The organism is Streptomyces shenzhenensis (assembly GCF_003688995.1).
Taxonomy (GTDB): Bacteria; Actinomycetota; Actinomycetes; order Streptomycetales; family Streptomycetaceae; genus Streptomyces; species Streptomyces shenzhenensis_A.
This window is the reverse complement of record NZ_PENI01000031.1, coordinates 89,574-106,669: the sequence shown is the minus strand read 5'-3', so window position 1 is coordinate 106,669 and position 17,096 is coordinate 89,574. Positions and strand designations below refer to the sequence as shown.

The window sequence follows — 17,096 nt, the reverse complement described above, 5'->3', positions numbered from 1 at the left end:
GCCGGGAGCCTCGCCGGAAAACGACACAGTTGAGCGCCACCTGCTGCGCCGACGCCCCGAGGGCGTGATGCGGTGCAAGCAACATGGCCCCAGGCGTGTGGGCACTTGCCAACGTGGTGATCTCCTGACTAGTTACAGTCTGCATGAAACTCGATTGCAGTCAAGCTTCAACTTCGGAAGAGGGGTAAGCCAGTGCCGCTTGCGGTGCGCCGGTCGTCGACGACCCAGCGGAGCTGTCCCGCGCGCCGCTGGAGCGCAACGCGCCAACGCTGCATGCCGGAAGGCAGCCGACGCGGGCCGCAACGGCGTCCGACTTGGCCAAAGAGCGGACCGAACGCCCTGGAGGCAACCTCCTGTGCCCCGGTCCCCGCCTCGGGACATCGGGGGCGTTGATGTTCCTCCGCAGCGGAGACCGGGTGACAGGCAGCCGCACCGGATACGACCACGTGGGACGCTTTCTCGCCCGGCGCTAAGGTCACCGCGTGCTGTCGGTGGACCACCGGCTCGCCCCCGATGACGCGTTCCCTGCCGGGGCGGACGAGGCGCCGTCCGCGTTCGACGACGCTGTCACACGGACCGAGGAGTTCGACATCGATCCGCACAGGAACGCGGTCGGCGGCGACAGCGCGGGGAGCATGCTCGCCGCCGTGACCGCCTGCTCTGTCCGCGCGAACGACGCTCCCAGACGTCCCACGGAGCCTGAGACTCCTTCTTGCTCAGCCGGTGAGCTGTGCAACCCCCGCCAGGGTGCAGGCAGCGGCCATGGCGAACCGACGCCCGCCCCACATGTGGGCCGACGGACGGCGTACGGAACTCGTCATACGACGACTATCAGCACCCCGCGTTACGACGCCCGCGGCTACCTCGGCGCCGCCCCGGCGCAGCCCTGGCCATCTGGTTTTCTCGTTTCGCACGTGATCGCCCAGCATGCGGCCGCTCGAAGAAGTTCACGGAGGCGGATGCCTCTCACCGGTGATGAGGGGTCCGCCGGCGGTGCGCCAGTCGACGAGGCCGCGGCTCATGTTGACCGCGTCGAAGCCGTTCTCCACCAGCAGGTTCGCCGCACCGGCGGAGCGGATACCCCCGGTGCAGAACGTGATGAGCAGGCGGTCGTCGGGCAGCTCCAGGCAGCGTTCGGGCAGCACTTCGAGCGGCATGTGCACGGCACCCGGGATGTGCACACGGTTCCACTCGAACGCGCGACGGACGTCCACGACGAGCGCGCCGTCCGCGACAAGGCGGACCGCCTCGGCGGCGGTGACGGCCGGCGGCCGTCGGAAGTAGTGCCGGAGACTCATGCGCTCCACGCCCCCCGTCGTACGCGGTCACCGTGAGTGACCTCATCCATCAGAAGGACCCTGGCGCGGCGAGAAGGAAGGCAGCATCAGTGGGCTGGGGTGGGACGGTCACGGCACCTCACTCGGTCACGAATATTTCAGCCTGACTGTAACTTACGCGTGGGGTGCGCTTCGCTCCCGCCCACAGACTGCGACGCAATCATGCCTCCCGTTTTTCAGTCTGGCTCGAAACGGTGCGAGGAAGCGCCCCCTTGGGCACTGAAGATCCCGGCCGGCGTTCGCACCGTCAGCTGTGTCGGGAGCCGGCGAACGCAAAGGGTCGAGCCAGGCCACACATCCGTCCTACGGCAGCCGCAGGCATCGGCCCCAGCTTGTCCGCCCCGAACCGGCCCAAGCAGTAAGACAGCTGGGCATCGCAGCCGACAGGCGGGCCCCCGGCCTGTGCCCCGGCACTCGCCGAGCGGCGCCCAGGCTGGGCCGGTCGCAGGCGCTGAGAACGTATTTCATGTTCCTGGAGCTGCGGCACAAGGTCGAGATGCACCGGATGACCTCTGGTCCAGGTGCCCGACTTCCCCGCGGATGGTGCCGTCCGCCAGCCCCGCCGAAGCCCGCGCGAGAACGAACCCGGCAAGCGCGTCGGCCTCGAACCTCTCCAACTCCTCCGCCGACGCGGGCGCCCGGTGCTCACGCAGGTCCCGTGCGACTGTCGGCGCCGCCGGGGGAATCCCCTGGCCACGGGGTCAGCCACTCAGCAGGGCTCACAGGAACTCACGGGAGCCGCCGCCTTGGTTGCCACGATGCGCGCCTTCGCTCTACTACGCGGAAACGGCCTCCTGGCCGCCCCGTCACCGCTTGGGCGCTGGGCAAGCCGGTAGGGCAGCGGCTGGCCAACTGCCGCAAGGACGACCCTGCGGCGGGCGGAGCAGCTGGCCGCGATCGATCCGGACTGGCGGCCTGAGTGGCCCGTCGACCGGCAGCGCAGTTACGCCGGAGTGGCACGGCTGCCTGCACTCGGCGCCGAACCGGCCTGCACCGTGGCGGGCGTGACCTCACACGGAAACGACGCGGGGCGGTGGCTTCAGTGACAGCGTCAGCATGCGGTGTGGAAAAGACCGGCCGAAGGGCATCGCGAGCGTCTGACCGCCCTCGGCGTCACGCCCCTGCCCCGGAGCAGAAGACGCGTCGAGGTGCTGCCGACGGGACCGAGATCCGACTCAGAATGTTCCCGTCGAACGTCAAGAGCAGGCGGGACAAGCTCACCGCCGACAAACTCGCCGCGCTTGCCGACCTCGGACTCGTCTGGGCAGCGGCGGCCTGATCGGGCCACGCCGACGCCCGCCTGGGGATGCGGGGCGAGCACCGCAACCGTCGTTCTCCCGCAGGGCGGCGGCCCGGCGCCGGACGCCAGCGGCGACCGCGCAGGCCTGCCCGGTCAGCCGGAGGGCGATCTCCTCGTCGTCGCGGGGTGCGAGATGCGAGTCCTTCCACTCGGAGACGGCGGTGACGAGCTTCGTACGGGGCTCGGTCCAGCGGGAGTTCGGCTTCGGCCAGACCTTGGGGATCGTGGAGCACATGAGCGATTCGCGGCCGGCGCAGCTCTCACGTGGCGCCGATGGGAGCAGCCGTGACCGCCAGAGCCCGGATGCGGGAGGGTCGCCGCGCAACTGTGCGCAACCGACGGTCCCGTCACCAGGCGACTGCCGTGTGGCCTGAGCCCCGCTCTTCTTCAGGGCAGGAGAGGGGGGCCCAGGTCAGGTCAAGCGGCGTGCTCCTTCGGCGCGTGGTCGTCCGAAGTCAGCTCTGGTCCTCGGACGAGGGGTAGATGCGCCACAGCTGGGAGAGGTTGGGGCCGCCCCACATGCGGGTCAGGCCCACCAACCGGTCGTTGCCCTGGAGATGGTCGGCGATGGCCAGGGCGTAGCGCGGGTGCACGACCGAGACCATGTAGAAGTCATTGCCTCGCTCTGCGTGGGAGACCAGCCGCCAGTGCTGGTTGAGGCTGTCCGTACGTTCTCGAAGGGTCACGGTGTCCGGCGGGTTGGCCCCTGCGGTCAGACAGCGCTGGTTGGCGTACGACTCGATGCGTACGGTGCCCTCGGCGTTCTGCCGCAGGAACCACCGGTGCGAGTTGTTGTCCTTGGCGAACGGATCCTGCGCCCAGGTCTGGGTGTGATTGCCGACACCGTCGTGCCAGTCGTTGCACATGAAGTAGGTACCGGTGACGTGGTGGGTCATCGTCACCGAGCCGCCCGCGAGCAGTACGAGATCGGTCAAGACAGTTGCTCCTCAGCCTCGAGTGTTCTTCACCGGACAGGGACGCCCCTGGCAACTCAGCGTAGCCAATGGGCTGTTGCTCCACAGCGCGGCGAACTGGCCGTTTCGCGAGGCCAGGGCCTGTCCGGGAGATCTCGAACGGGTAGGCGGCGCTACCCCAACCACCTCACCGAACGTCACCCACATGCCCCGCACGCGGCACAACGGTGCCGCAGGGCATCGATGGATTCGAACGACCAGGACGAACGACCGGCGGCAGGCGAGATGGGCAAGAACGAGAAACTCACAGCCGTCCCAACCGGTCGGCTGTCTCATACCGTGTACGGCCACGACCAACAAGGTCCACCAGCCGGTGGCATACGGGAGCGAGGCCGACGATCCATGCGCCGCACGGACACGGGAACTACCCCACCGGCGACGTCATTCTCTGCACCCTCCGGGGGGACAACCATCGGGCCGGTCAGGCAGTCGTAGGGAGTGATACACATCCGACTGCCGTACTCACCGTCAACTCCCCTTGTTTGTGGACTGGTTGACGTATACGGCCTGCCATCCCTGGGAGGATTCATGAGCCGCTTCGCCCCACCACCCGGCGCCAGAGAAAGCGGTGGGCGCGACATCGCCCTGCCTATCGCCACCGCACCTGCCCTACGACGCAAGCCCGTCGGACGCGTGGCATCCCGCGGTGTCGTGGTGGGGGCCGTCGCCGTTCTGCTGACGGGGGTCGGAGCCTCGGCCGATGCCGCGTCCAACGCCCCTGTGGTCAGCGGTGCCACCGTCAACTCTGGGCATGACGTCATCGTGGGTATCACGCACAACGTGGTGTTCCCGGTCACGGTCACCGGATCGGACGACTCCGGCCTGTCCTTCGCCGATGTGGATCTGAAGGGTCCGCACGGCGGCTTCTACACCACCGACACATTCTGCGAGACCGCGACGGCATGCACGACGGTGTTCACCGCCAATGCACACCCGGCACCGGGCAGCGACGATCCGGTGGACCTGGCCAACGCCAACGCGGGAACATGGTCGGTCGACGCCTTGGTCGACGCCAACGATGGCGATTCGGTCTTTGCCCCCGGCGTGGGGTCATTCGGCCTCAAGCGTGCCGCGCGGCTCACGGTCAACGCCTCACCGGAACCGGTGGCCAAGGGCTCTCGTATCACCGTCACCGGCAAGCTCGCGCGGGCCAACTGGGACACCTACCGGTATGCGGGATACACGGGCCAAGCCGTCAAACTGCAGTTCCGCCCAAAGTGCAGCAGCACCTACACCACCGTGGCCACGGTGAAGACCAGCAACACCGGCACTCTGCGCACCACGGTCAAGGCCGTCAGGGACGGCTACTGGCGTTGGAACTTCGCCGGTACCACCACCACCGGCCCGGCCAAGGCCGCCGGCGACTACGTCGACGTACGCCCCTGATCCGGCGAGCACCGCCACGAGCACCCACCGCCACCACCGACAATCCCCTGTTCGGCACCGGCGACCAGGTGCAAGCTCATCGTCCGAGCTGGCTGCTCAACTGTGCCGCGACGGTGTGCCGTTGGGCATCGCTGCCGCCATCCACGCTGCCCGGCACCTGCCCAGGTGGGGTACGGACGCCCGCGTCGCCTCGGTGGATCCGAAGGCGTACGATGGGCGCGCCATGCCGGTCTTCGATCTCAATCGCTGAACGCGGCGAGAGGCCCGCCGACCGCTCTCCTGGTCCCAGGACCCTTTGAGGGGAACCGTGAGGCTGCGACTTCCACGGTTCCACGGGAACGACGCCACGCTGCCGTGCTGGTGGTTCTGGGGGACAGTTGCCTCAGCCGGGAGAGCTACCACCCGAACAAGACCGGCACCAGCGCCTACGCACACGCGTTCATGACGCTGGGCCCCGCCGCACTCAAGCAAGGGGACCAGTGAATCGGGCTCTCTCCTCTGCCGGTACCCCGCCGCAGTCCGACCGCGGCGGGGTACCGGCCCCCGGCTGCATGGTGGCACTCATGGTGCCCATCGTCCTCGTGCTGCTCGCCGCGGGGACACTCATGATCATGGCTCACCGTCAGAACAGCGCCAACGAACGCCGTGAGAAACAGGCACTGGAGCAGATAGCCAGGGAGGCGGAGTCGTACGAGGACGACGTGCGGAACGAGGGACGGAACAGCTACCCGAGCCAGGCGCGGACGCGAGCCATCGCCCAACGGTACTACGCCACCCTCGTCTCCTACGAGCCGTCGGACCGGTCGCTGACCACCCGCGTCAAGTTCTTCGGGACCTACGAGGACACCACCGTCTTCGGCATCTCGCTCTCACGCGTCTACCGCTGCTACTCCTTCCACTTTCTGGAGGGCGCCAAGGCCGAACCACGCAGGACGAGGCTTCCCCTTCAGCAGTGCAATCCCACCTGACCAGCCATACCGCAGCAACCTCATAGACGGCTGCCTCAGCGAGACCGGCCTGACCATCTCGGGCCGGCGGACTGCTCCCTGCGTCCGCGCTTCGGGCGGTGTCTGATCTACTGCCTGGACGAACCGGAGGCTGGGAGCAAGACGATGGGTGTTCTGACTGACTACTTCCGCGCGGCGGATGCCGCATCGGTTGTGCAGGCGCTGGAGCAGACTGATGGTGAGTCCCCAGTCGTCGGCCCGGAGCGTCCTGTTTTCGACGGAGTCGAAGCCAAGGGTGTGGACCCGGCCGTCGTCCTGGCGATGCTGATCGCCGCCATCCAGCAGATTCCCTGGCGCGTGGATCTGGTGAAGGAGACGACCGTGTGGCCGGCCTTCCCCGCCCCCGGCCCGGACAACCTTGAGGACGAGGACAACCCGTGGGTAACGGGACCTTGGGTATCAGAACTCCATCCTCTGACACGGGACACTCTGGCGGCAGTACGCGACTCCGAAGTACCGACCATCGTCGCTAGGTGGGTAGAAGCAGAGGAACTGCACGGAGCGCGCGTCGAAGACATGCAGCCGCTGGCCGAAGAGCTCATCCTGCTCGCCAGGCGGGCTCGCAAAGCGAGCGAACAGCTCTACTGCTGGATGTCTCTTTGAGGTTGCCCGAGTTGGATGTCCGCATCGCCCCCGCCCGAGCAGACCGTGTTCGCTGTCACGCACGACGAATCGACAGCTGTCATTGTCAAACGGGTCGCTTCGACGGTTGACGACACGACGATTCCCTCGCACAGACTCAGGCTAGGAAGAGGCGTTGATGGCCGCGGCCCGCGAGGCGCTGTCGAGCATCCAGTAGCCTCGCCCGGCGTGCGACGCTCGGTGAAGTTGGCTCTGTCCGCAGTTCCGTGAATCCCCAGGTGAGGGAAGGGAACGAGGGATCGCTTCGGCAGAGTTTTTCCACCGCTCGCCCGGGCCGGTGCCCGGACTGCCGGAAACTGGCGAGGCGCATACACAGCACGTACCGACGAGCCCTGGACGAACGACCGTTGGGCCCTCGCCGGGACAAGGTCTTACAGCGGCAGCGGCCCGCGGTCCATGCGTCTCACGTCCTCGACAAGCCGTCAGCGGGCGGCGCTTTGACAGACGAGATAGGGCCGCACCCGGCTCGACGGGTCCACTGAGGGTCGCTCAGGGGCGGGCTACGAGACACACGGGAGTTCTACCCGCGTTCACTCGCGGGACGTGAGCCCCGTCAACACTGCCATCGGCCGAGGCGACTCGTGCCCGTGCCGTTTAGGTACCGAAACCCAATGGAGGTCTTGGATGGACAGGCGTCGTGCTCTGATCGGGATAGTCGGGGCGGCCGCGGCAGCAGGATCGGCGGGTGCTGGTTCCGCGCAGGCCGCGGAGCGAAGGCATCGACGGCACCGCACCCTGAAGGTGCTGCAGTTCAACATCTGGATGGGCGGCAGCCAGGTCCCCGGCGGCCGTGCGGGGATCGCGGACACCATCGCCGCGACCCGGCCCGATGTGGTGATGCTCAGCGAATCGGATCCGAAGCGCGTCGCCAACCTTCTGTCCGATCTCGCCGAGCGCGGTCTGACCTACCACGACAACAAGAACCCGTCCGACCCGGGCGTGATCTCCCGCTACCCGATCATCGACCAGGCGTCCTTCCCCTACTGGTCCAAGGCGGTCATCTCGATCGACGGGACCGAAGTGGCAGCGTACTCCGGGCACTTGGAGTACCGCTACTACGTCAACTACCTGCCGCGCGGGTACGGCGGCGGTACCCCGGCGCCGCTGGAGACCTCTGAGTACGGCTGGGACGAGATCCCCGGCGGGCCGATCACCGACGTCGACCTGATCATGCGACTCAACGAGGCGTCCGGCCGTACGCAGGTGACCAGGACCATGCTCGCGGATGCGGCGCGGGAGCGCGCCAAGGGACGGCTCGTCTTCCTTGCCGGCGACCTCAACGAACCCTCGCACCGCGACTGGACCCGTCGGACACGGAACCTGTTCGACCACAACGGCACCACGGTCGAGTGGTCGACCACCAAGGCGATCGAGGACGCCGGGTTCCGCGACAGCTACCGCGTCGCCCACCCCGACCCGGTCCGCACCCCCGGCTTCACCTGGCCCAGCGACAACCCCGGGGCCAAGACGGAGTCGCTGACCTGGGCCCCGAAGGCGGATGAACGCGACCGCATCGACTTTGTCTTCTACCACCCCGACCGGCGCCTCAGGCTTCTCGACAGCGTGATCGTCGGCCCGTCGACCACGATCGTGCGCAACGAGCGGGTCGAAGAGTCAGGCAACGACCGGTTCTGGACGCCGACCTGGACCTGGCCGACCGACCATAAGGCAGTGCTCAGTACGTTCCGCGTGACAACAGGACGCTGACAGCCCCGAAGCGAGCGGCAGAGGCTTCCGGTCACCCCGATCCTGAGGCCCTGCCGCCCACTTGTCACCCAGGAACTGGCACGTCGTGGTGGTGTTCAATCGTGTCCATGGTCCGGCTCCGTGATCTGCCCGTCACTGTCGTCCACCCCGGACATGGCCCGTCCGGCGATGGCACGCGCCTTTGTAAAATCGCCGACGCTGGCATCGCCGCTGGCGGCTGGCCCATGGGGCCGCACTTGCGTGATGGCTACAGCCAACGCTTTGTCGGGTCGTACCGCGGCAAGTCGGTCCGTATCGCCGCTTCCAAGCCGATCCCGGCGAGCCCCGACCCGAATATGGCCCAGAGCACGCGAGACCGACTCGGCGTCGTCCGGCAAGGTGACCGAACTGCAGGTCCTGCGCTCGAAGGACGTCCAGGTTCTCGGGCCGGGGCAGCCAGGCTTTCGGATGCAGTCGTTACGCCGGGTCGATACGGGAGACGCTGCCACCCAGGTCGAGCATGTACAACTCGCCGTTGCCGCCCTGCGCGAACGAGACGACCTCGCCGCCGTTGACTCCGAGATCGCTCACCCCGGTCACCTTGCCGTTCTCGATCTGCAGAGAGCGGAGGGTGCCGTCGCAGTAGTCGCTGAACACGTACTGACCCTTGAGGTCCGGGATCGCCTCGCCTCGATAGACGTATCCGCCGGTCACCGAGCAGCCCAGCCCGTTGCGGTCGTACTCGTGGATCGGCGGCACATGGTTCGCGGGCTCGGTGCCGCCGCGGAAGGGATGGCTGCCCTCCATCTGGGACCAGCCGTAGTTCTCGCCGCCCTTGCTGTCTGCCGGGGCCCAGTCGATCTCCTCCCAGTCGCTCTGGCCGACATCACCGATCAGCAGGTCGCCGGTGCCCGCGTCGAAGGAGAACCGCCACGGGTTGCGCAGCCCGTACGCCCAGATCTCTTCCTTCGCGTTCGGGTCGCCCACGAACGGGTTGTCCGGCGGGATCGCGTACGGCTGGCCGCCACGCGGGTCGATCCGCAGGAGCTTGCCGAGCAGCGTGCCGAGGTTCTGCCCGTTGCCGTGCGGGTCGCCGCCTGAGCCTCCGTCGCCGAACGCGATGTAGAGGTAGCCGTCGGGGCCGAACTTGATGTCGCCGCCGTTGTGGTTCGAGTAGGGCTGCGTCTGGGTGAGGACGGTGCGCCGGGTGTCCGACTGGATCTCGCTGTCCCGCACGGCGAACTCGTCCACGGTGCTGGTGCCTTCCAGGTCCGTGTACGAGATGTAGAAGTGCGCGAACTCCTTGTCGAACGCGATGCCCAGCAGGCCGCGTTCGCCGTCGGTGGTGGTCTCGTCGGATATGTCGAGGACCGGCTCACCGAGACCATGGGCGTCCAATGCCCTTACTGTGCCTGCACGTTCGGCTAACCAGACTGTGCCACCGGGGCCGGCGGTGCCGGCGGATGGGTTCTGGGCCGTGGCCACTTCCGTGAGCACGACCTTCGCCGCCTGACGCGGGGTGGCGGGCTCGTCGGCGGACGCGGTGGTCAAGGTGAGGGAGGCGACGAGGCAGATGGTGCCGATGATCGCTGAGCTTCTGGTGCGAACTTTCACCGTGATCCTCCTGGAGGCGGCGAACGGGGAAGGTCACCCGGCTGCTTGGGCAGGTTCAGGGGGATCGCCCGTGCCAGCACGCAACCTGGGTGGGGGATGGTGTGCTACTGGCCATGGATGAGGATACGGGGGCAGAGGTGCTTGGTGTGGACTAGGAATCCAGCCGTCTCTCTCCGTTCTGCTTCCCGCCGCGCCCTCCGCTGCCGCGTAAACTGCACTCGGGCAGCTTCCTCCCCAGCCTGCTGAAGCGCCGTCGTCGCATCGACCAGGCCCTGTTCGCCAGCGACGTACTGCAAGGCCACGGTCGCGCACCAGATCGTCTCCTGGACTGTGGTGATCGCCGCCGGCATCACCGAGGACGGCGGACGAGATGCTGGGTGTGCTGATCGGCAACAGCGAGACCGAGCTGTAGCCCGAGGACATCCGCCCCAGCCCGAGTCCGTTGCGCTCCAGGTGGTGCCGTCTGGTGCCCGGGGTGACGTACTCCGGCCGCTTCTCCTCGGACCGGCTCACGGCGGAGATACCGAAAACGCACCGACAGGCAGGCGCCGCCGCCGGCTTCACACTCCTCAACGCGCACCGGGGTGTGGTCCACCGGGTGGTCGTACCCACGGTTCAGTTCCCTGTGTCAGGGTCGGCGCCGGGTGAGGGGTCGGCCATGGTCGGCTCGGGGCGGCTGCCGGGCTTTCTTCCGCCGTCGTTGGCCATGAGCCAGGTCGACAGTTCCCGCATGGCCGCGTCGATCTCGTCGTGTGCGTAATGGTCGGGGTCCCACCCGGCGTACAGGGAAATGCTGAGCGGAAGGCCCAGGCCGCACAGGGCGCGGGCGCGCAGGTCGAACTGCGGGTGGTCGACGACGACGCAGACGCCGTGGCCCGCGGCGGCCAGCGCCTGGGCCATGGCCTCGGACTGCGGTTCGAAGGCGGGCCGGAGCGGCGTGCCCTGTTCGTAGAGCGCGGTGTCCAGGGCACGCCGCACCGCGCTGGCGCGGCTGTTGACGATGACCGGGTGGTCGAGCAGGCTCGCCAGTTCCAGGGCGCCGTCGCCCTCCCGGGCCAGAGGGTGGGCGGAAGGCATCTGGACGCTGATCCGCCGGCCGCCGAGGCGGCGTGCCGCCATGCCGCCGGGAGGCGGGCTGGTGGAGATGCCGATGTCGACGTCTCCGGCACTCAGCCGCTCGTACACCTGGTCCGGCTCGCAGCCCCGGGCGTCGGAGAAGGGGCCGCCGCGTTCGGCGACGAACGGGGCCACGAGGTGCGCGATGGTGGAGACGGGGCAGGCCACACGGAACTGCAGCGGGCTCTGTCCCGAGACGGCCTGCAGCAGGTCCGTGCCACGGGCGGCACGCAGGGTGAGGTCCCTGGCGACGGGCACGAAGCGGCGTCCGGCCGCCGTGAGCTGGACCCCCGCGCTGGTGCGTCGCAGCAGCTCCGCACCCAGCTCGCGTTCGAGTGAGCGCAGCTGCCGGGAGATGGAGGGCTGCGCCACGTGCACGCGCGCGGCGGCCGCCGTCATCGAACCGGTGTCGACCACCGCGAGGAAATACCGCAGGACCCGCAGTTCCATCGTGCCTCCGTCGTACCACCACCGGGCTCTCGCCACCGCGGCGTCATGCCTTTGGGATATGGCTGTGCAGCTCAGAAGGTACTGGACCGTATGGCCGGTCGGCTACGAAACTGAGGCGGACCGGACAACGCCGTTCGAACGGGCACCCGCAGCGTCGCGGTCAGCACAGGGATCGCACCAGGCCCTGTCACCGCGCACAGGCCGAATCCGCCGGCACCGCCGCTCACCTCCGGAGTCAGTCATGCCCCCAGCCACATCCACCGCCGGCCGCAAGGCCAGACGTGCCACCACCGCGTCCTTCATCGGGACCGCCGTGGAGTGGTACGACTTCTACATCTACGGCACCGCCACCGCCCTCGTGTTCGGCAAGCTGTTCTTCCCCACCGCCAGCCCCGCCGCCGGCACTCTCGCGGCCTTCGCCACCTTCTGGGTCGGCTTCCTGGCCCGCCCCCTGGGCGGCCTGATCTTCGGTCACATCGGTGACCGAATGGGACGCAAGAACGTCCTCGTCACGACCCTGATCCTGATGGGTTCCGCCACCACCCTCATCGGTGTCCTGCCCACCCACGCCACCATCGGCGTCGCCGCACCGGTCCTGCTCGTCCTGCTCCGTGCCGTCCAGGGCATCGCCGTCGGCGGCGAATGGGGCGGCGCCGTACTCATGGCCACCGAGAACACCGACCCCAAGCGGCGCGGTCTCGCCGGCATGTGGGTCCAGCAGGGCTCGCCGGCCGGGTCCGTGCTGGCCTCCCTGGTCTTCATCGCCGTGGGTCACCTGCCCGACGACGCGTTCCTGTCGTGGGGCTGGCGCGTCCCGTTCCTGCTCTCCGCCGTGCTGGTGGTCATCGGTCTGGTCATCCGGCTGAAGGTCTCCGAGTCGACCGACTTCGAGGCGGCCAGGAAGCAGGAGGACGCCGTCCCGAAGATCCCCGTGGTCGAACTGTTCCGCACTTCCTGGCCCCTGGTCCTGCTCGGCGTGGGCGCCAGCGCGATGGGCATCTCGTCCGCCTACTTCACCAACACCTTCGTGCTGTCCTGGGCCACGAGCGACCTGGGTGTGCACCGGCAGACCATGCTCGACATCCTGCTGATCCTCGCCGTCATGCAGTTCCTGTGGCAGCCGCTCGCGGCGACGCTGGCCCAGCGCGTGGGAACCGTCCGTCTGATGGCAGGCGCCCTGATCGCCAACATCGTCGTCGCGGTGCCGATGTTTCTGCTGATCGCCACCCGCGACAGCACACTGATCGGCGTGGGACTGGCCCTGGGCGTGCTCACCGGGTGCAGCTACTACGCGCTGCTGGCCGGCTTCCTGTCCGGGGCCTTCCCCGTGCGGGTCCGCTACACCGGAGTCTCCCTGGCCTACCAGCTGTGCAGCACCGTCATCGGAGGTTCCACTCCCCTGGTCGCCCAGTGGCTGCTCACCCGGGGCGGCGGCCACTGGCCGGTCGTCAGCTACTACATCGCACTCCTGCTACTGACGACGGTCTGCGTGCTGGCCCTGGCCCGGCAGCGCTCCGGCATCCGCGACGACGCCCCGGGGACCGGCACCCGGGAGCCGGAGGGTCTGCCCACCGTCGCGTGACCCAGCCGTACCCGCCCCCTTTTCCCGAGGACCCAGTCATGCACCTGGACTCACTGTTCACCAACGGCCGCTTCACCACGCTCGACGTGGACCGCCCCACCGCCCACACCGTAGGGGTCTTCGGGGGCCGCATCGTCGGCTTCGACGACGAGGTCGCCGGATGTACCGCTGCTCGCGTCCACGACCTTCGGGGCGCCCCTGTGGTCCCCGGCTTCAACGACGCCCACCACCACCTGAGCATGCGTGGCCGCCGCCTCCTCCAGCTCGACCTGCGCGCCGGGACCGTCCCGACCCTCGACGCCCTCTACGCGGCAGTGCGGGAGCGGGCGACCCGTCTCGGCCCCGACGAGTGGCTCTTCGGCGCGGGCTACGACCAGAACAAGATCGGCGCCCATCCGACGGCCGAGGCCCTGGACGAGGCGGCCCAGGGGCGCCCCGTGTGGCTGGAGCACGTCTCCTGCCACATGGGCGTGGCCAACACCGCGGCCTTCGCCCGCGCCGGTTTCACCGACCGGCTCGGCGTCCTCGACCTCGACGGCGGCCACGTCGAACGCGATGCGGACGGCAGGGCGTCCGGCCTGCTCCAGGAGACCGCCCAGCACCTGGTGACCCGGGCCTTCCGCCCCTCCCCCGTGGACTCGGTCGTCGCCGCCATCGCGGCCGGCAACGACCAAGGGGTGACGGAGGGCATCACCAGCCTCACCGAGCCGGGGATCGCCGCCGCCGAACACGTCGGGCACGGCCCGGCCGACCTGCACGCCTTCCACCGTGCCGTGCAGCAGGGCGTATTGAACATCCGCACCACGGTCATGCCCTACATGACCGTCCTGCACGACATGGGCGCCGTCGGTGACGGCGCCTCCTGGTTCGGTCTCGATCTGGGGCTACGCAGCGGATTCGGCGACGACCGGCTGAAAATCGGCGCCACCAAGATCGCCACGGACGGCTCCCTCATCGGCCGCTCGGCACACATGTGCTGCGGCTACCACGACGAACCCGACAACGTCGGTTTCCTGCAGTTCGACGAGGACTGGCTGCACCGTACGATCGCCGAGGCGCACCGGTGCGGCTGGCAGGTCGCCGCCCACGCCATCGGGGACGCCGCAATCGATGTCGTCCTGGACGCCTTCGAAGCCGCGCAGGCCGCCCACCCGCGCCGGGACGCGCGCCACCGCATCGAGCATTTCGCCGTCGCCTCCGACAAGCAGGTCCGCCGCCTGGTGGACAACGGCATCATCCCCGTGCCTCAAGGACGCTTCGTCTCCGAGATCGGCGACGGCATGATCACCGCGCTGGGCCCGGAGCGCGCCGGCCTCTGCTATCGCATGCGCAGCCTGCTGGACGCGGGAGCCGTCCTCCCCGGCAGCAGCGACGCCCCGGTCGCGCACGGCAGCCCGCTGCTCGGCATCCACGACATGGTCAACCGCCGCACCGCCGGCGGAGCCCCCCTGGCCCCTGCCGAAGCGGTCACCCCCGCGCAGGCCCTGTACGCCTACACCGTGGGCTCCGCCTACGCCGAACACGCGGAAGACCGCAAGGGCCGCCTCGCCCGCCGCATGCTGGCAGACTTCGTCGTCCTCTCGGACGACCTGCTGGCCGTCGACCCGCAACGGATCGACACCCTGACCGTCGGGGCCACGGTGATCGGCGGCGACGTCGTCCACGATGCCGGCGCCCTTGGCTGACGCACCCTCGCCCGCGAGTGCCGGCCACGGCCGGGAAGTCCGCCCGCTCGCGAACGTCCTTCCCGGCCGCGCGGCCTCCCTCGCGCTCCCGGCAGCCTCACGGCATCCGGCGGGCGGGCGGCTGCGGGCCAGCGGGTGGCGGGGCCCCGGGCACCGTCGGAGGTGTCACCCGGTAGCCCATCCGGACCGCTCCGCGATCGCATCGACATCGACATCGACTGCACCCAACGCCGACTAGGAGCTGTCCGGGCGATCATGTGTGGAGCGAGATGACGAGGGCTGCTGCGGTGATGGTGCCGAGATAGACATAGCCGCGCTTGTCGTAGCGAGTCGCGACGGCTCGGGCGTTCTTCAGCTTATTGATGGCCCGTTCGACGGTGTTGCGTTTCTTGTACCGCTCCTCGTCGAAGCCCGGTGGCCGCCCACCTCGTGAGCCCTTGCGCAGGCGGGCGGCCTGGCTGTCGGTCTTCTCAGGGATCGTGTGCCGGATGCCCCGTTCGCGCGGGTAGGCGCGACAGGGCCCGTTGCTGTAGGCCTTATCGGCGGCCAGGCTGTCGGGCTTTTTGCGGGGCCTGCCCGGACCGATCCGGGGAACACGGATCTTCTCCAGCACGGGCTCGAACTGCGTGCAGTCCGCCCGCTGCCCCGGGGTGACGACCAGGGACAGCGGGCGGCAGCGACCGTCCGCGCTCAGGTGGACTTTGGTGGTGAACCCGCCCCGTGAGCGGCCCAGGCCCTCGCCTCCCGCACCACCTCCACCAGGCGGGCGACGAGGCTCTGCCACGGCGTCTCGTCCTGGTGTTTTCCTCGCCCAGCCCCCCTTTGAGGCCGACGGCGGGTCGGTGCGGGCGCCGGCCGCATGCTGGTGGGCACGCACGATCGTGGAGTCGACCGAGACGTCCCAGTCGATGTCGTCGGCCGCGTCCGCTTCGGCCTGGACCTGCTGGAGCAGACGCTCCCAGGTCCCGTCGGCCGACCACAGCCGGTGACGCTCGTAAGCGGTCTTCCATGGCCCGAACCGCTCGGGAAGATCACGCCACTGAACACCCGTCCGTACCCGGTGGAGAATCCCGTCGATCACCTGCCGATGGTCCCGCCACCTGCCACAACGCCTGTTGCTGACCGGCAGGAACGGCCTCAGCCGTTCCCACTCCACATCCGTGAGACCACCCCGCCCCATGCCCGGACTGACGAGCGAGACAGGCGATAGTCCTAGCCGTCTCCGTACCGGGCGGTGACCGGCCCGTCCGGAAAGGCCGACGGCCTGAACCGGATCTCGGCAGAGGGCGCCGCGGTCGCCCCTGGTGGGCGAGGCGTAACCGCCCCGCTTCGTCCGATGCCGCTTCACCACCCGCTAGTGACCGGCCGTTCGGCGCGGGACGCCGGGCGGGCCGCGGCTCAGACGACCAGGACCCGGCGCCCCCGGGTGTGGCCGGCGCGGCTGTCAGTGTGCGCCGCCGCTGCCTCGGTGAGCGAGTACGACTTCTCGACCGGGATGTGGAGCCTTCCCCGGGAGATGAGGTCGACGGCCTCGGCGAGCGCGTCCGGCACGCTCCCGGCCACGCCGGAGAACCGGACGTCCAGCTGCGGCGCACCGAGGTCGGCGATGGAGACGACCTTGCGCGGGTCCCCTGTCAGCTCGACGAGTTCGCGGATCACGCCCGAGCCGGCCAGGTCGAGGGCCGCGTCGACCCGGCCCAGGTGCCGCACCCGTTCGACCCAGCCCTCGTTGTAGGTCGTGGCGAGGGCGCCCAGGCCGCGCAGGTAGTCCTGGTTCGCAGCCCCGGCCGTGCCGATCACCGTGATGCCGCGTGCGCGGGCGATCTGCAGCACCGCCGACCCGACGCCACCGGACGCGCCGCTGACCAGCAGTGTCTGCCCGGGCCGCACGCCGACCTCGCGGATGATGCGCAGCGCGGTCTCCACCACCGACGGGTACCCGGCCGCCTCCTCGAAGGCCAGTCCCTCGGGCATCCGGGCCCAAGCTGACAGCACGGCGAATTCGGCGTAGGTGTCGGCGCCTTCGCCGAACACGCGGTCGCCGACCTCGACCCCCTCGACGCCCTCGCCGACTTCATCCACCACCCCGGCGGCGTCCAGTCCGACCCCGGCGGGCAGCTCGACCGGATGGGCTCCCAGGACCTGGCCCTCCCGGATCCTCCAGTCGACGGGGTTGACACCCGCCGCCCGTACGGCGATGCGTATCCGACCGGGGCTCGCGTGGGGCTCCTCGGCTTCCACCAGTTGCAGGACCTCGGGACCGCCGAACTCGGCGAAACTGATTTTCCTCATGCGACCGAAGATAGGCCTAACCGTT

At 69.1% G+C, this 17,096-nt stretch carries 14 protein-coding genes and 2 pseudogenes; 10 read left to right on the top strand and 6 right to left on the bottom strand.

Annotated elements, in window-relative coordinates; all coding sequences use genetic code 11:
* Window positions 1–482: 482 nt before the first annotated feature.
* Window positions 483–674: pseudogene (locus tag CTZ28_RS49760) on the top strand (alpha/beta hydrolase fold domain-containing protein); the annotation flags it as partial.
* A 273-nt stretch (window positions 675–947) separates the two neighbouring features.
* On the opposite strand, the gene CTZ28_RS35310 reads toward CTZ28_RS49760, so the two are convergent.
* Window positions 948–1,298: a rhodanese-like domain-containing protein gene (locus CTZ28_RS35310; protein WP_121893817.1), complete on the bottom strand. Its 351-nt coding sequence runs from the start codon at window positions 1,296–1,298 to the stop codon at window positions 948–950.
* A gap of 1,219 nt (window positions 1,299–2,517) precedes the next feature.
* On the opposite strand from CTZ28_RS35310, the gene CTZ28_RS35300 reads away from it, so the two are divergent.
* Window positions 2,518–2,616: a helicase gene (locus tag CTZ28_RS35300; RefSeq protein ID WP_121893816.1), complete on the top strand. Its 99-nt coding sequence runs from the start codon at window positions 2,518–2,520 to the stop codon at window positions 2,614–2,616.
* Between the two features lie 476 nt (window positions 2,617–3,092).
* Here the strand turns inward: CTZ28_RS35300 and CTZ28_RS35290 are convergent, their stop codons facing one another.
* Window positions 3,093–3,572 (bottom strand): RICIN domain-containing protein, encoded by a 480-nt coding sequence (locus CTZ28_RS35290; protein ID WP_121893815.1) that lies wholly within the window; start codon window positions 3,570–3,572, stop codon window positions 3,093–3,095.
* A gap of 672 nt (window positions 3,573–4,244) precedes the next feature.
* Between CTZ28_RS35290 and CTZ28_RS35285 the strand changes: the two genes are divergently transcribed.
* From CTZ28_RS35285 to CTZ28_RS35270, 5 genes are all read left to right on the top strand, one after another.
* Window positions 4,245–4,997 (top strand): calcium-binding protein, encoded by a 753-nt coding sequence (locus tag CTZ28_RS35285; RefSeq protein WP_147481244.1) that lies wholly within the window; start codon window positions 4,245–4,247, stop codon window positions 4,995–4,997.
* A gap of 354 nt (window positions 4,998–5,351) precedes the next feature.
* Window positions 5,352–5,480, top strand: a complete 129-nt coding sequence (locus CTZ28_RS48905) for a hypothetical protein (protein WP_259471954.1) — start codon at window positions 5,352–5,354, stop codon at window positions 5,478–5,480.
* Between the two features lie 80 nt (window positions 5,481–5,560).
* On the top strand, window positions 5,561–5,965 hold the full coding sequence (locus tag CTZ28_RS35280; protein WP_121893813.1) for a hypothetical protein: 405 nt from the start codon (window positions 5,561–5,563) through the stop codon (window positions 5,963–5,965).
* Window positions 5,966–6,109: 144 nt separating this feature from the next.
* Window positions 6,110–6,607, top strand: coding sequence for a hypothetical protein (locus CTZ28_RS35275; protein WP_121893812.1), 498 nt, complete (start codon window positions 6,110–6,112; stop codon window positions 6,605–6,607).
* Between the two features lie 663 nt (window positions 6,608–7,270).
* Entirely contained in the window at window positions 7,271–8,353 is a 1,083-nt protein-coding gene (locus CTZ28_RS35270; RefSeq protein WP_121893811.1) for an endonuclease/exonuclease/phosphatase family protein, read from the top strand.
* A gap of 456 nt (window positions 8,354–8,809) precedes the next feature.
* Here CTZ28_RS35270 and CTZ28_RS35265 read toward each other — a convergent pair whose 3' ends face one another.
* On the bottom strand, window positions 8,810–9,946 hold the full coding sequence (locus CTZ28_RS35265; RefSeq protein WP_121893810.1) for a PQQ-dependent sugar dehydrogenase: 1,137 nt from the start codon (window positions 9,944–9,946) through the stop codon (window positions 8,810–8,812).
* 209 nt (window positions 9,947–10,155) lie between these two features.
* Between CTZ28_RS35265 and CTZ28_RS50030 the strand changes: the two are divergent.
* Window positions 10,156–10,352 (top strand): annotated as a pseudogene (locus CTZ28_RS50030) (transposase); the annotation flags it as partial.
* Window positions 10,353–10,561: 209 nt separating this feature from the next.
* Here CTZ28_RS50030 and CTZ28_RS35255 read toward each other — a convergent pair.
* Entirely contained in the window at window positions 10,562–11,512 is a 951-nt protein-coding gene (locus CTZ28_RS35255; RefSeq protein ID WP_121893808.1) for a LysR family transcriptional regulator, read from the bottom strand.
* Between the two features lie 241 nt (window positions 11,513–11,753).
* Here CTZ28_RS35255 and CTZ28_RS35250 point away from each other — a divergent pair, with 241 nt between their 5' ends.
* Together CTZ28_RS35250 and CTZ28_RS35245 are read left to right on the top strand one after the other, a co-directional pair.
* On the top strand, window positions 11,754–13,094 hold the full coding sequence (locus CTZ28_RS35250) for an MFS transporter (protein ID WP_121893807.1): 1,341 nt from the start codon (window positions 11,754–11,756) through the stop codon (window positions 13,092–13,094).
* 38 nt (window positions 13,095–13,132) lie between these two features.
* Window positions 13,133–14,779, top strand: coding sequence for an amidohydrolase (locus tag CTZ28_RS35245; protein WP_121893806.1), 1,647 nt, complete (start codon window positions 13,133–13,135; stop codon window positions 14,777–14,779).
* A 253-nt stretch (window positions 14,780–15,032) separates the two neighbouring features.
* On the opposite strand, the gene CTZ28_RS35240 is transcribed toward CTZ28_RS35245, so the two are convergent.
* The gene (locus CTZ28_RS35240) at window positions 15,033–15,959 is read right to left on the bottom strand and encodes an IS5 family transposase (protein WP_121893805.1); all 927 of its coding nucleotides are present in this window, start codon (window positions 15,957–15,959) and stop codon (window positions 15,033–15,035) included.
* Window positions 15,960–16,177: 218 nt separating this feature from the next.
* Window positions 16,178–17,071: an NADP-dependent oxidoreductase gene (locus CTZ28_RS35235; RefSeq protein ID WP_121893804.1), complete on the bottom strand. Its 894-nt coding sequence runs from the start codon at window positions 17,069–17,071 to the stop codon at window positions 16,178–16,180.
* Window positions 17,072–17,096: the final 25 nt, after the last annotated feature.